Source organism: Tenacibaculum agarivorans, from assembly GCF_001936575.1.
GTDB classification, from domain to species: domain Bacteria; phylum Bacteroidota; class Bacteroidia; order Flavobacteriales; family Flavobacteriaceae; genus Polaribacter; species Polaribacter agarivorans.
The window spans coordinates 58259-74141 of record NZ_MSMP01000008.1 but is presented as its reverse complement, the minus strand read 5'-3'; the positions used below and the strand labels follow the sequence as shown (position 1 = coordinate 74141).

Annotated in this window: 11 protein-coding genes; 2 read left to right on the top strand and 9 right to left on the bottom strand. The window is 30.9% G+C overall.

Annotated features, from left to right (window positions below; all coding sequences use genetic code 11):
• Positions 1 to 56: 56 nt before the first annotated feature.
• Positions 57 to 281 (top strand): hypothetical protein, encoded by a 225-nt coding sequence (locus BVC87_RS07720; RefSeq protein WP_143569740.1) that lies wholly within the window; start codon positions 57 to 59, stop codon positions 279 to 281.
• Between the two features lie 78 nt (positions 282 to 359).
• Here the strand turns inward: BVC87_RS07720 and BVC87_RS07715 are convergent, their stop codons facing one another.
• Entirely contained in the window at positions 360 to 2759 is a 2400-nt protein-coding gene (locus BVC87_RS07715) for a TonB-dependent receptor (protein ID WP_075341792.1), read from the bottom strand.
• A gap of 167 nt (positions 2760 to 2926) precedes the next feature.
• On the opposite strand from BVC87_RS07715, the gene BVC87_RS07710 reads away from it, so the two are divergent.
• The gene (locus BVC87_RS07710) at positions 2927 to 3892 is read left to right on the top strand and encodes a helix-turn-helix domain-containing protein (RefSeq protein WP_075341791.1); all 966 of its coding nucleotides are present in this window, start codon (positions 2927 to 2929) and stop codon (positions 3890 to 3892) included.
• A gap of 1 nt (position 3893) precedes the next feature.
• Here BVC87_RS07710 and BVC87_RS07705 read toward each other — a convergent pair whose 3' ends face one another.
• The 8 genes from BVC87_RS07705 to BVC87_RS07670 all read right to left on the bottom strand — a co-directional run bounded on the left by BVC87_RS07705 (position 3894) and on the right by BVC87_RS07670 (position 15057).
• Positions 3894 to 5000 carry a heparan-alpha-glucosaminide N-acetyltransferase domain-containing protein gene (locus BVC87_RS07705; RefSeq protein ID WP_075341790.1) on the bottom strand — a complete coding sequence of 369 codons (1107 nt, stop codon included), beginning with the start codon at positions 4998 to 5000 and terminating at the stop codon, positions 3894 to 3896.
• A 3-nt stretch (positions 5001 to 5003) separates the two neighbouring features.
• Complete coding sequence (locus tag BVC87_RS07700; protein ID WP_075341789.1) at positions 5004 to 5582, bottom strand: nitroreductase family protein; 579 nt, start codon at positions 5580 to 5582, stop codon at positions 5004 to 5006.
• A gap of 1 nt (position 5583) precedes the next feature.
• Positions 5584 to 7407: an IucA/IucC family protein gene (locus BVC87_RS07695; RefSeq protein ID WP_075341788.1), complete on the bottom strand. Its 1824-nt coding sequence runs from the start codon at positions 7405 to 7407 to the stop codon at positions 5584 to 5586.
• A 330-nt stretch (positions 7408 to 7737) separates the two neighbouring features.
• A complete protein-coding gene (locus BVC87_RS07690; RefSeq protein WP_075341787.1) occupies positions 7738 to 8304 on the bottom strand; it encodes a GNAT family N-acetyltransferase in 567 nt (188 codons plus the stop codon).
• Positions 8301 to 10721 (bottom strand): GNAT family N-acetyltransferase, encoded by a 2421-nt coding sequence (locus BVC87_RS07685; RefSeq protein WP_075341786.1) that lies wholly within the window; start codon positions 10719 to 10721, stop codon positions 8301 to 8303. The genes BVC87_RS07690 and BVC87_RS07685 overlap by 4 nt, the downstream gene beginning before the upstream one ends.
• Before the next feature lie 3 nt (positions 10722 to 10724).
• Complete coding sequence (locus BVC87_RS07680) at positions 10725 to 11900, bottom strand: MFS transporter (protein WP_234974648.1); 1176 nt, start codon at positions 11898 to 11900, stop codon at positions 10725 to 10727.
• Between the two features lie 299 nt (positions 11901 to 12199).
• Positions 12200 to 13543 (bottom strand): lysine N(6)-hydroxylase/L-ornithine N(5)-oxygenase family protein, encoded by a 1344-nt coding sequence (locus BVC87_RS07675; protein WP_075341785.1) that lies wholly within the window; start codon positions 13541 to 13543, stop codon positions 12200 to 12202.
• Positions 13540 to 15057: a pyridoxal phosphate-dependent decarboxylase family protein gene (locus BVC87_RS07670; RefSeq protein WP_075341784.1), complete on the bottom strand. Its 1518-nt coding sequence runs from the start codon at positions 15055 to 15057 to the stop codon at positions 13540 to 13542. The genes BVC87_RS07675 and BVC87_RS07670 overlap by 4 nt, the downstream gene beginning before the upstream one ends.
• Between the last annotated feature and the right edge of the window lie 826 nt (positions 15058 to 15883).

Below are 15883 nucleotides of genomic sequence, written 5' to 3'. Positions count from 1 at the left end.
TTTTTATCAATTGTAAAGGATATAGAGTTACTAACAAACTTATCACTATGGTAATCATGAATAGCCATATAAATACACCTGAGGTTACTCCATTACATAGAATTGATACCAGCAATGCGGCAATAAGCAATGATCCTCCTACTATTTTTTTATACGCAAAGGATTTATTTAGCAATACATCTAAAAACGTTTTTTTAGATACTACAACTTTTTCTGAGGTACTATACCTTAAAAAAGTTCCTATTACTGTTAGTAAAAGTAAAACACTAATCATTTCATAATTATTAACCACAAAACTCCAAACCAAAATAGTTTAGAGTTTTGTTATAAAAAGGATTAAACTGATACACAACTATACACTAAAACTTATAGGTTAGAGTTCCAAAGTAAGCTCTTGGTTGTTGAGGAGTAACAGTGCTCCAGCCTTTGTAATACTCCTCGTTAGTTAAATTATTTACATTAAAACTTACTCTAAATTTTGCATGGTCATAATACAATCCTGCATTAAAAACCGTATATGCTGGTAATATAAACTCTCCTACATTAGGATATCCTTCCATGGTATTGTAATCGCTAGAACCGTTGAATCCTGCTGTAATTCCTAAGTTTTTAATCGTTCCTTCTTGGAATCTATAATCTGCCCAAAAGTTATAGGTAAACTCAGCTCCTGCTTCTCCAAATCTTTCACCAACTAGTAATGGGTTTGATGTTGACTCTACTATTTCTGAATCATTATATGCAATACCTCCTCTAAGGTTTAAACCATCAACTGGGTACGCATTAAAGTCTAATTCAACCCCTTGACTTTTTATTTCACCATCTTGTTGTTTTCCTGGTCCAAAACCTATGATTTTATTACTCACAGTAATATTATAATAACTCAGTGTTGCTTCTAGTTTATTACTAAATAAATTTGTTTTTACTCCACCTTCAAATTGATCTGCATTTTCTAAATCGAAAGAACGTAATTGTAAACCTGCTGTTGGATCTGTTAAACTTACTGGTGCTAATTCAGGATTTACATAATTAAATCCATTTTGATAATTCGCAAAAACAGAAACCTTGTTTAAAATAGGTTGATATACTACCCCTACTTTTGGTGAAAATGTTGATTTAGTATATTCAGTAGCATCGTCTACATCTGTATTTTTATCTCCTTGATAGTCGAATCGATCATATCTAATTCCTGCCATTACAGATAACTCAGGTAAAATATTAACAACATCAGAAACATAAGCACTTAATACATTTTGATTTACATTGATATCTGAATTTGGCACACCAGTTAATGCTAAATTAACACTATTAGCATTTGTTGGTAATCCTTGTAAAAGTTGTCCTTGAGCTGTTATAGCATTTAAAGTTCTAAACTCTGAGCTTTTATCTATATTTTGAGTTTCTAAATAATCTACTCCTACTAATAATCTATTACGTACTTCTCCTATTTTAAAGTCTCCTGTAAAGTTTTGTTGGATATCGAACGAGTTTGTTTCTGCATCTGATCTTTGCGCAAAAACACTGAAGAAAGGTGTTGGTGCTGGTGCAGCTGGATTAGTTGTAAAATCTGCAAAGTTCCATAAGAATGTATAAATACCTTTAGACTCAGCTCTACCACCAGAAACTATAGTTTGAGAAGACCAGTTGTCTGTAATTTTATAAGCAATTTCTCCTCTATAATTTTGTGTAGGATTTTTTATTAGAATACTATTATCTGTTAATGATAAATTTGGATCATAATTTAACTGCTCTAAATTATTAAATGCTAATGGCACAGATCTATTAAAGAATAAGAATACTGGATTTGTTTGCTTATTTCCTGAAACTTCATAATTGAAGTTTAAAGTTAATTTATCATTTACTTGGTAAGAAATTGCTGGTGCCATAAATACCGATTCTCTTAAACCTGCATCTTGAAAACTATCTTCTGATTGGAAACCTGCATTAAATCGTATTGAAAATTTTTCACTAGCATCGGTAGTGTTTACATCTAAAGCTAATTTCTTAAATCCAAAAGATCCGCCTCCTAGAGATATAGTACCGCCAGTACCTTTGTAAGGTTTTTTAGTTACAATGTTAATTAAACCTCCATAAGATGTTATAGTACTACCGAATAAAGTTGCTGAAGGTCCTTTTATTACTTCTACTCTTTCTACGTTAAGCGGATTAATGAATCCGTTAGTTATACCTGGCATCCCATTTACCAATTGAGGCTGTGTTGCAAATCCTCTTATAGAATAAAAACCTGCACCATCTCCTGCTCTACCTGTTGACTGCCATAATTTATCTACTCCTACTGCATTTTTTAATGCATCTTCAAAATTATTAACGTTTTGAGAGATTAATAATTGATTAGTTATAGTGCTATATACCTGAGAATTTTCAATATTTTTTAAAGGTAATTTAGCTACATAAGCCGTCTTTTTTCTTGAAAACTTATTTTTCAAATTGGTAATCGCTACTTCTTCTAAAAGCTCATTCCCCTCATATAAAACTACTGTTGTATCATTTTGTAAATCCGCAATTGTAATGACTTTTGTTTTAAATCCTAAGAAAGAGAAAATTAACTCCTTGTCATTTGAAGTTGTTTCAATTTTGAATTTCCCTTCGATATCGGTTATTACTTCTTTGTCTGAATTTTTTATTGAGACCCTTACCCCCGGAATAGGCTCATTGTTATTATCTACAACTTTTCCATTTAGCTGAGCATAACTTATAACACTGCACATCGACAGTAAAATTAAAAGTATAAATTTTTTCATTTATTTTTATTTAGACTTATTAAATATTATTTTCGCAACAGATGTATACTGTTCCCCTGAAGTTGCAAAATTTATTTAGAATTATTTTAAATAGAATATTCTGTCCGCAAAAGTATCAACTGAATGCCTCTAATAAATGACGTATGTGGGAAAAAAAATGACGAACTATGCAAACTATCAACATACAAGTTGGTTCAGATAATCAACAGATTTTAAATGATCTCCTTGTTACAAAAGTGAAAAATCAAAATTGTGGTTTAACTACTGAGCATTATTCCATTAAAAACTCTTTTGGAACAGGCGAAATTTTTTGTTGGAATTTTGATGGCTTAATGCTTATAAAAAGAGAAGTAGAGTTTCATCATGATATTAAAATTAATGGCTTTTTTGAAAAAGATTCATTACTTCTTTCTTTTTTAGTGAAAGGCGAGAAAAAAATCTATGTATCTGAGCCACAGATTGAATTAGTCCAAGAAGAGATGGAAAGCTGTATTACATTTGTTAATACCACTAACGGCTATATTTTCTATCCTAGAAAAACACTAATACATGAAATTATCATTAAAATATCTGATACATTCATACAAAAACATCAGTTAGCCAACTCTTTTCCTATTTACAAGAATTTTTCAATTGAAAACTTAAAAGAAAACTTTTCTAATCATTTAGATTATAAGACACAATCGATTATCAATGAAATACTTTCTGATGATAAAAAAGGTTTATTAAAACGTCTTTTTTTAGAATCTAAAGTATTGGAGTTACTCATGCTTCAGTTTGAAAATGAAAAAAAAGGTATGAATAACTCAACCGTAGTAAAGAAAATTTATTTAGCCAAAGACCTTATTAAAAACAACTTGGATGTACAGTTTTCAATTCATGAGCTTTCTAGAAAAGTATACTTGAATGAATTTCAATTGAAAAAAGAGTTTAAGAATAATTTTGGAGTCACCATTTTTGAATTTGCATCTCATGAACGAATGATAGCTGCCAAAGACTTATTATTAACGAGTTCAAAACCTATTTATGAAATAGCAGAATTAGTAGGCTATAAAAATCCTACACATTTTACAGCTGCTTTTAAAAAAACTGAAGGTATTACTCCAAAAAAATTCAGAAAAGAGAACTTATAAGTTATACAGGAACATCTTTAAGTGATTTTTGCTTGTGTTTTTGATTTTTAAATGAAATTTGATCTATAATTTTTTGAATTCCAAACGTTATTACGGTAAATACAATCATTAATGGAATTACTCCTTTAGTTGTTTGATTATGATATCCGAAAATTCCCATACCCCAACAAATAACTACCCATTGGATGATGTAGATAGATGTAATTTTTTGACTACAGTAATAAAAAAAGTCTAATACTTTATTTCCTTTATACTTTTTTACTAGATAGTAACACAAAGTAAAAGACATTAAATTCCATCCCAATAAATAGATAAATCCACCGATACCTAGATGAAAATAATCTCGCATATGAAAATCATAATTCATATAACATAATACTACTCCAATAATTGTTAGTGGCAAACCAAAGTGAAACATTCGTAAAAATATCATTCTAATATCCCTTTTCACTTCTTTGAACCAATATCCAAAAAACATTCCCACTAAAATGAATCCAATCCATGGAAAGACAGGAAAATACACATTCCATTGATTACCCCAAAGTAAATCTAATATATAATCTACACCAGATATTCCTAATCTAAAACCTCTAATAAATTCTACTAAAACTAATACTGCAATAGCAATATAAATTGGTATCCATTTATTAAACTTTTTCACTAGTTTATCTACTATACCCATAAATAATAAACACATTCCTGCAAATTGTAGAATATCACCGGTAAGTATCATATATACCATGTTATTAAAAGTAGGTGGTGATGTCCATCCATAAGCTTCTATAAAGCTATCAGGAATTAAGCCTAAAAATAACGGTACTATAAATTTTAAAAAGTTCATCACATATCCTGCTCCAAGTAATAATAAACCTCGCTTTATTGAACTTTTTATGGTATGCTTATTAGAAAGTGCATAGGAAAACCCCATTGAAATAATAAAAATACCTGCCCATTTTCCAAAAAAATGAACTATAAGTCCTAACCAATCAGTCTCTTGTGTTTGAGAAGTTCCATAGATTAATAATGTATGTGCCATTGGAATTAGAAATACACCTAAACCTTTTGTTAAATCTAATTCTAGTATTCTTTTAGTTGTTGTTTGATTCATGATTTAGTTTTTTGTCCAACTTAATTTTTTAGATAATGGTTTTCTTCTTCGATTACCTGATTCTATTTCATCTTTTAAATGTCCCATAAAAAAGATTCCAAGAAATCTTTCTCCTTCATCTAATGCTATTCTTTTACCATATTCCATAGTTGCTCCAGCAGTATCCCAATAGCAACCTATATCCAAAGCCGTACAACTTAACCACATATTCTGTACAGCACATGAAATAGCAGCAACTTCTTCCCATTCTGGCAGTTGTGCTCTTTTGCTAGGTTGAAATATTAGCGCTAGTAAAGTGGCATTTTCTGCATACCTTTTAGTTGCTTCATAACGATCATTAGGAAAATCCTCTTCAGAATATAGTCTCCTATAATACTCTGCCATAAACTCTCCTAATTCTTGTTGATGTTTTCCCTGTAACACTACAAAACGCCATGGCTGTGTTAATTTATGTGTTGGCGCCCAAAGTGCATTTGAAACTACGGCTTCAATAGTTTCTTTATCAACTTTTTGATCAGAGAAATCATACGCATATGTCGTTTTTCGTTCTCTGATTAGTTTTGTAATTTCTTCAAAATTCATCTTAACTAAATGCTGAAATGGTATTAGAAATAATGGTTCTTTTTTTAAATTTAGCTATTGGGTTTTCAAGAGTTCCAACAAGTTTTAAGCTCTCAATTGGATCTGCTAGATTCAACATTTGCTTTGTATTTCCCAATTGTAATCTGTTTAAACAACAACGATCAAACTCATCAACAAATAAATCGTATCGCTCATATTTATCTTTGAACTCAGGAAATTCTTCTTGATACTCATAGATACAATCTGCAACTAACTTCCAGAATCGATCTTCAGATAAATTAGCATAACTATCTAATTGTTGTCCTAGAAATCTGAAAAAGCAATCAAAAACATCAGTAAATATGGACAACACCTTCATTTTGTCTGAAGTTTCTGTATATAAACGGTCCACATGCTTTGGAAGTTCCATTTCTTTATTAAATACAATTACTTCTTCAGTAATATCTTTCATTAAAGCATATGTTGGTGTATGGTTTTCCAATACTAAAATTAAATTTTCTCCATGCGGCATAAACACAAACTCATATTTGTAAAAACAATGTAATAATGGTGCTAAATATGCTTTTAAATAGTGTTTTACCCAAGTAGTTGCATTGTATGGAGATGCTTTTATCAAACCAGCTACTAATGAATTTTCTTTAGCGTCTACATGCAATAAAGCAGCCATAGTTAATACGCGTTGATTAGAAGCTATTTTAGTGAAAGGACTTTCTCGCCATAATGCTGATAACATTTTATTGTGTGGATTTGTTTTTCCTAATACTTCGTAATAATGATTATGATACCCCACAGTAGCCACTTCACCTAACATGGTAAAGCCATTAGCATTCAAATACGAATCATTTTCTAATAAATCAGTAATCCATTGAGTAATAGGTGGTGTACTTTGCATATAATAAGGAGAAAGACCACGCATGAATCCCATATTTAGGATAGAAAGTGCTGTTTTGGTATACAGTTTATGTGGATTACTTATATTAAACAAAGTTCTAATAGACTGTTGCGCTGAGAATTTATCTTCACTTTGTCCAACAAGAATAATATTTTTTTGAGCGATATCTGCTGCGAATACATGCACAACTTTATTCGTCCATTGCCATGGATGGACTGGCATTAAAATATAATCGTCTACATTACAATGGTTATTCTCAATTTCTTGTTTAAATGCAGCTATTTTAAAAGGGCCAAGTTCATTTTCTAATAATGATTTATATTCAAAACTTTCAATAGCTGTATATGTTGCATACTTTTTATGAGCTGCAATCCAAAATATATTGAAAGGTTTATTTGTTTCTGGTGCGTATGAATGATAATCATTAATAGTAAAACCGATTCTTCCATTATTAGCTACAAAACAAGGATGTCCTTCAGTCATTGCATGCTCTATTTCTTGAAAACTTTGTAATGCTAATTCAGCAGCTGAAAATTCCTCATTAGTATACTTATATGCTGCTCCAGAAAGTGTACTTGTAATTTCTTCTAAATACGTAGCTAAAAACTCATCAGGAATTCCTAGTTTGCTCTTAAATTCTGTTATGAATTGTAAAGCATCTAGCAGAATTTCATTATCATTTTCATCTGTCTTACTAATACTATCAGCATCTACAAACCAATGATCTAACATAAAAATCTTGGCTTCGAAATGATATACATATTGAAGATCATCGGTTGTAATTGAATACCTGTTACCGCTTACTTTGTTTTCAACGGTTACAGGCTTTAGAATTAACTCATGAGAAAATTCACTAATTGCTTTTTTAATGAGTTGTCTGTTAACATATTCCCAAGAGTCGAGTTGTAGATGCAATATGTTTGTATTTGTCATTTTTATTCTGTTTGTAATTGCGAACGAAGTAAAACGTAGTGAAGCAATCTCATATTCGAGAAACAGATTACTTCTTTTACACTTCGACTTTGTTCAGATCGCGCTAGCAATGATATCTTTTTATTATATATTTTAAATGAGTCACTTAAAATGATTCGTGAATTAATAATTTCTACCCTCCTTTGTCTTGATACAACCTTTCGGCTTCGCTCAAGACAGGATTCGCAAAAATCAAGATTTAGGATAAGAATTTAGTTACTTAAATGTCATTAACCATTCTTAGTATTTTTTTTCGAACAGCGTAATGACATTTTATAAGTTTCCAAATCTTTAAAGTGATGTGTAAAAATCATATCTCGTACAAAAAGCCAAGGAAGCTACTTTATCTGGCAGCTCTATATTTTTTTGATATACAAACCCTGCCTTTTTATTTAAAACATGTATTTTTTCATTATTCATGTCTGGTTCCACCACTACTCTATTCACATACGGTAAACTGAAAAAATACTCCATAACCGTAGAAAATACATGCCATGTGAATTGCGATATTCTTTTTTGTACTGGTGCTACAAGAATGTGCATTCCGTAATCATCATCTTTTGCATCGTAATGTTCTGCTATAATATCTTTATCTGCCTTATAACGCTCCATTAAAAAGATAGGTTGGTCATTTAACATTCCAATAAATGTATGATGATGTGGGTTTTCTTCTATTTCTTGATACTCTGCCTTTACTTCATCAATAGTATGCCCTAACATTCCCCAGTATTTTGCATAGGGTTTGGTTACCCAGCTATACAATAATTCAATATCTGTTTCAATATCAAATGATCGTATACTCATTTCTCCTAAACCTTCAATATTTTTAGTGAAAATTATTTTTGTTGTTGAAATCATAATGATATTTCTAAAGATTTAAACTGAGCTATTGGATTCATTAATTTTCCTGCAAATTGTAATAAAGCAACAGGATCGTCTAAATCAATCATCTGCTTATGATTATTCAATTGTAACCTATTTAAACATGACAATTTAAAATCGCTAGCAAACATATCATAGCGTTCAAATTTATCTGATAATTGTGGAAATTTAGCTTGATACTCTAATACATTTTCCGCCACAAGTTCCCAAAAATGATGTTCTCCATAATTTGCATGCTCATATAGTATTGGCGCTAGAAAACGGAAGAATCCATCAAACATATCTGTAAAAATTGACAATAATTTTACATCTTCAGGCACTGGAGCATACATTCTTTTTAAATGCTCTGGCAATTCAACCTCTGAACTTAAAATACAGGCTTCTTCAGTAATATCTTTCAGTAAAGCATATACAGGAATATTATTTTCTAAAACCATGATTATATTTTCTCCATGTGGCATAAATACTAAGTCATAGTAGTAGAAACAATGTAACATTGGACTCAAATATGTTTTCAAATATTGACGAATCCAATTGTCTACAGATAATCCAGAATCTTTTATTAATTCTGGTAGCAATGCATTACCATGATGATCAATATGGAGTAAAGCTGCCATAGTTATTGGCTTTTGATTATCTTTTACTACTGAATAAGGACTTTCTCTCCATAATGAAGCTAACATTTTATTATAATCGTTGTGTGGTCCAAACTCTTCAAAATATGGATTTACATAACTTATAGATCCTATTTCACTTAACATTCTGAATCCATTTTCTTGGATATAAGGATCGTTATACAACAAATTCTCCAACCAAACTGCCATCTTAGGAGCTGTACCAAGGTAATATAATGGTAAACCTCTCATAAAGCCCATATTTAAAATTGATAAGGCAGATTTGGTGTAGAATTTTTGGGGATCTGTTGTATTGAATAATGTTCTAATAGATTGCTGCGCCAAATATTGATCTGGACTATAACCTAAACAAATTAAATCTCGTTTTGCTACTTCAGGTGCAAAAATATTGGCCAATTTATTGAACCATTGCCATGGATGTATTGGAAGAAATAAATAATCTTTTGGATTACCTCCCTTTTCTTCTATAATTGAGTTAAACTTCTCAATAGTATTGGTATCTAATTCTTGTTGAATTAATTTCTCATAGGGTAACGATTCTAAAGCTGCATATACTGCCTTACTCTTATGTCCTGCTAACCATAATAAAGAAAATGAATTCCCTGCTTCGGGAGCGTAAGATCTATAATCTGTGCTATCAAAACCGATTCTTCCATTGTTAGCTACAAAACCAGGATGTCCTTCGGTCATTGATTGTTCTATCGTTTGAAAATCAGCTGCGGCCAACTCCTCAGCAGTGGGATTACCTTTCGTAATTTTGAATGCACTTCCATATAATGTACTTATGATTTCTTCTAGATAAACAGGCATTTTTTCATCTGCAATACCTAACGCTTTTCTAAATTCTTTAATAAAGAATATAGCATCCAACTCTGTTGATTCACCTTTATTTGTTTTTTGAATAGAATACTCATCAATTACATAGTGATTTAAGGCCATTGGCTTCGCATTAAATTCATATATAATTTCTGCGTTATCTGCCGAAACTTTATAATGTTTATAACCGTTTTCTAGTTCACTAATAGCTTCAGGTTGAATTAACAACTCATGTGAAAACTCACATAATGCTTTTTTGATTAATAATCTATTGGCTTGTTGCCAAACTTTTGGTTGTATATGTTGAGTGGATTGCTGTGGAGATACCACATTATCTAACGTGTTCATCGGAGTTCGTTTTGAAGGTAAAAATGATTGTATTTTTTCTACGTAATTTTCTTTGGTTAAAAATGCTAGTTGTGCTGTTTTATGAGGTAACTCAACAACTTCATCCAGTGTAAAACCAATTCTTTGGCATAGCGCAAACATTTTTTTATTTCGAATATCTGGTTCTACAAGTATTCTATTGATTTTTGAATTTTGGAAGACAAAATCCATTATCGATCGAAACATATACCAAGTAAAATTAGCTACTTTAGGTTGCTTTGGTGGGGCCACAATAATATGTACACCACTATCAGTGGACTTAGCATTGTAATAATTAGTAATGATATCTTGTTTAGGATCGTAACGTTCTAGTACAAAAGCTGGTTCATTATTAAATAGTCCCACATAAACACCATAATGATCTGGCTCTAATAACTTTGTATATTCTTCTTTTACATCTGCTAAAGTTGCGTTCTGCATTTCCCAGAAGACTGCATATTCTTGCGTAACCCAAGTGTGTAAAAACTGACTGTCTTCTTCTACACTAAAAGGACGAATTGAGATTGTTCCAAAACCTTTATATTTTGTGTTAAAGATTATATTTTCATCTTTCATAATTTAGGTTTTAGCTAATTGTTTGTGGGTAACTCTTACTGATTTAAATACAAAGAAGTATAACATCAGTGTTATAATAAATCCTGATAAAGCAATAGTAAATGGTATTTGTAAACCAAAATTATCGACTACTACCCCTACACTTAAAGAAGCTAATAGCACTCCTAAATTTTGAAAAAAATGAATTTTACTATAATCTATAGCATAAGATTCAGGAGTACTTAACTCAAATAATAAAATATCGAATTTTACTACACCTTGGAATATAGCCCAACCGTAAATTATTCTTCCAGTAACTACAAAAATATCTGAAGGAATACCTTGCAAGAAAAGACCAATTAATGCAACACATAAAGCATTAATAATACCTTTATAGCCTTCTTCTGTTTTTCGCCTATTATTAACCCACAACGTAATTAATGCTACAAAACCAGGAATGGCATAGACAGATCCTGAAACAAATTTGGTTTTAAAGGACGAAAAGCTTTCCCAGTATAACGAAAAGAAAGGTCTTATTAAGAAATCACTGAAATATAATATCATTGTTATTAAACCTAGCTTTAAAATGAAGCCTTTAGGTATTAATCTTCTATCTTTTTGTACTTCTTCTGCAACAACTAATCCTGTATCATAAGCATCTTTTTTAAGTACATAAGCACTCATTACCATTTGAATAAAATCTCCGGCTGCCATAATTAGAAAGATATTTCTTGGATCTATAAGATCAACCGTTAACCCACCGATAACTGCTCCTAAAATCCCACCTAAATGCACAACTACTGATAGTAAACCAATGGTTTTTGGATGCTCTTCTTTTGTAATTATTTTAAGTATGTAGGGATATACTAGTAAATAGCTTCCTTTAAAAATAATCATGATAAGAGATACAATCCAGAAATTAAGATATGAATTTGTATACCAACAATACAATGCTAATATTCCTGCTATACACTGTGTATATATTAATATGTTTAGTTCTGCTACTTTTTTAGATATGTATGCCCAAAAAGGGAATGCAATCATTACCATAAAACAAATTGCAGCAAAGTAGTACCCGACTAATTCTGGATCTTTGATTCCAAAACGAAGCTCAAAAAATTGTGGATAAAAAGGATGCAGTAAATAATCACTTACCACTGCAACCAATGTCATTACAATTAAAAAATTTTTAAGTTTCATGCTTTTATTATAAACTTTATTATCACTTCAAATGAAATTCTTCGTAATACTTTTTATCAAGAAATGTTTTGTTTATGAACTGTTCTCGATACGATTTTTATTCCGTTATCACTTTATAAAAATCACTCGAACTGACATTTACTTTTCTAATACTGTCATTGCGAAAAAGTGCAACGGATGAAGCAATCTTTATCTTAAAAAACGAAATTCTCACTCTTAGATCAACAGATTACTTCTTCACTTCACTATCTTTCGTTCATCGTAATGACCGTTTAAATTTGATGTCATCAAAATCCGTTTCACAAAATTTTTGTTGGAAATCTCGAACTGGCATACATGATTTCCTCTTCTTTACTTACTCTAAATTGTTGGAAAGCTATACTGGTTTCAATAGGATAATGCTCAACACCTGTCATTTCTTTAATGATATAAGAATTACGATATGCTGCCATTCCTAAATCTGGTGTAACAAATCCGTGAGTATGTAACTCCGCATTTTGAACAAAAATTTCACTCTTGTTTTTATCAATACTATAGTTTCTAGCGACATCAAAACGCTCCTTATCGTCCCACATTACTCTATTTGAAATTCCTTCTACAAAATCAGGAAGTTGATACGCATATCCCGTAGCTAAAACCAATCCTTCAGTTTCATGTGTAAAGTATTTATCTTGTTCTACTTGGTGTAGATCTAACTGAATTGAATCTTGTTTTAATTCCGTGTTTATTAATTCCGTATTTGTTCTTAAAGACACATTTATTTTATCTTCAGCAACAACCCTTTTAGTATATAAACTTTCATGAATAGCAGCTATTAAATCACTATTTATTCCTTTGTATAAATGTTTTTGATTTTTAATTAAATCATCTCTTTTTTCAGCAGGTAGATCATAGAAATAATCCACATACTCAGGCGATGTCATTTCTAAAGTTAACTTTGAGTATTCTAAAGGAAAAAATCTAGGAGATCTAGTAATCCAATTCAATTCATATCCAATAGTATCTACCTCTTGTAATAAATCATAGAAAATCTCTGCTGCACTTTGTCCACTACCTAATACGGTAATTTTACGCTGTTTTTGTAAGTTTTCCTTATGATCTAAATATTGTGAAGAATGAACAGCTTTTCCTTTTAATTTTTTACATGATTCCGGAATATATGGAGGTGTTCCTGTACCTAAAACTAGTTTTTTTGCTTTATAAATTTTGATTTCACCCGTTTTTGTACACCTTGAGGTTACTATATAGATATTTTCATTTTCATCAAAATTTACATGTGTTACTTCGGTATTAAAGTAAATATTAGACAATTTTTCAATTGCCCATTGACAATATTGATTGTATTCATTTCTAAGTAACAAGAAATTTTCTCTAATGTAAAATGAATACATTCTTCCTTTTTGTTTTATATAATTTAGAAAACTAAAAGGATTAGTAGGATCTGCTAAGGTCACTAAATCTGATAGAAAAGGAACCTGCAAAGTGGTATCTTGTAATAACATACCTGGGTGCCAATTGAATTTTTCTTTTTTATCTAAAAAGATTCCATTAAGGTCTTTAATTGGTTCTGTTAAACAAGCTAAACCCAAATTAAAAGGTCCTACTCCAATGGCTACAAAATCAACTACATTGCTCTGTTTCATAATGCTTCTGTTTTCGGTTGGTATTGTTTTCCTGTTTCTTCAATCATCTTGATAATATTCAACAGGTTATTAATTGTATTTTTAGGGTTTAACAAGGTGAATTTCAAATAAATATTTCCATTCAGTTTTGTGCTTGCTATTGAGGCTTTACCCGATCTGTATAAAAAGCTTTTGATATATAGATTTACATCATCATGAGTCGGTTCATGCTGAGCCTCAGAATTTTTATATCTAAACACTACAGTACTTAACTCAGGCACATGAGCAACTTCAAAATTTGGATTGTTAAGTATATGATGATACACTTGTTTTGCTAACTGATGTACTTCTTCTAGATATGTGGCTATCGTTTTTGTACCTAAAGTTTTTAGGGTTAACCATACTTTTAATGCATCAAAACGTCGAGTAGTTTGCATTGATTTTTCAATTAAATTAGGACGTTCAGGATCTTTATCTTCAATTGGATTTAAATAATCTGCATAGTATGATACGTATTGAAAATGTTGCTTATTTTTAGCTAAGAAAGCACTACAACTCACAGGTTGAAATAAGGTTTTATGAAAATCAACTGTAACAGAATCAGCCATTTCAATACCTTCAAAATAATGTTTGTGTGATTCAGCTAGCACAAAACATCCTCCATAAGCACCATCTATATGCAACCACATGTCTTGTTCTTTAGCTATTTTCCCAATAGTTTCTAAAGGATCAAAACTTCCGTAATCTGTAGTTCCTAATGTAGCTACTACAGCAACAGGAATATTTCCTTCTTGTTTCGTTTTTTCTATGGCTACATATAATGCTTCAGTATCCATTCGCATTTTATCATCCACTTTTACTGGTATTACGGCATCGTATCCCATACCTAGTAATGCTGCGTTTTTCTTTATACTAAAGTGCGACTTTTCTGAACAGAATATTCTGAACTTACTGATCTCATCTGACCAACCATTTTGTTTTATATTTATCCCAAAATGTTCATATGCGTAATGATCTCGCGCCATTAATAGCGCCATGAAATTAGATTGCGTACCTCCACTTGTAAAAACACCATCCGAATTTTTATCGAAACTATATTCATTGCAAATCCAACGAATTACTTCTTGTTCTATAAATGTTGCAGATGTGCTTTGATCCCAAGTCTCTACCGCTGTATTTATGGTAGTAGCTATCATTTCAGCAACTATAGATGGTAGTGTAATTGGGCAATTTAAATGCGCCACATAATTTGGATTATGAAATGAAATTGCATTTTGAATATACAACTCATTTAACTCTGTTAAGGCATTATCTATTGAATTTGGCAACTCAATATCATAAAGTTTAGCTTTATTTCTATGCGCTTGAATTTCTTCTAAATTATCTCCTTTATAAAATTTTCTTTGAGATAAAAATTGTTGAATATGGTTAAGTGTTTTTAACGTATATTCTTCATATAGTTTGGCTGATTCCTCATTGAATAAGTAATTATTTAATGATAATTCCTTTAAAGAGGTCGCTTCGTTAAGGATCATTTATTTTTATTTAGTCTTAATAATGAAGCAAAATTAAGGCTAAACGAAAAATGAAAAATGACGAAATAAGGATTAAAAAAGACGTGACAGAAGAAATGATCTAGAAAATACCTAATGTAATCTGGGAAAAGAAGTCCTTGTCAGTTCAAGTAATTTTACAGAATGATAATGAGGTAATCCCAAGCAGTCGGGAGTATCTAGAATACTATTCCTACTTCTCGATACAAAATTCATTTCTGTTCTACCCCAATGAATTTCACTCGAAGTGACACTCTTATTGATAAGCAAGATTCTCATTACTTAAGTTTAGATGAATACTTTTTTATTCAATATCAATCTTGGATAACAAACTCTTGTCAGTTCGAGTATTTTTTATAAAGAGTTAACGGAATAAAAATGTACTGAATCAAGTTAAGCAGAGCTATCGAGAATAGTTTGATAACTTCTCTACACAGAATTATTCTCCATTGTAATACGAATAATTTCACTACCATTAGCATCTTCTGTTATAGACTGAAAACAAACCACTCACAACAAACTATGAATTAATGATTTACTCCCTCCTTTGCCTTGATACAAAGGAGCAAAAATCAAGATTTATGATACGAATTAAAAAATACTACAGTATCGTCAGCCACAGATGAAAAGAACTCGCTATCGCTCAAACAGCTTTTCACCTTAACTCCAGCCCTGCTACCTTGATTTTTAGTAATTCTTATCAATAGATCGAATTTTAGTTACTTAAATACTATTAGAGTCATTTCTCAAAATTTTTGTCAGAGGTCTCGAAGTAATACTCTTATTATTAAACAAGACTCATGTTACT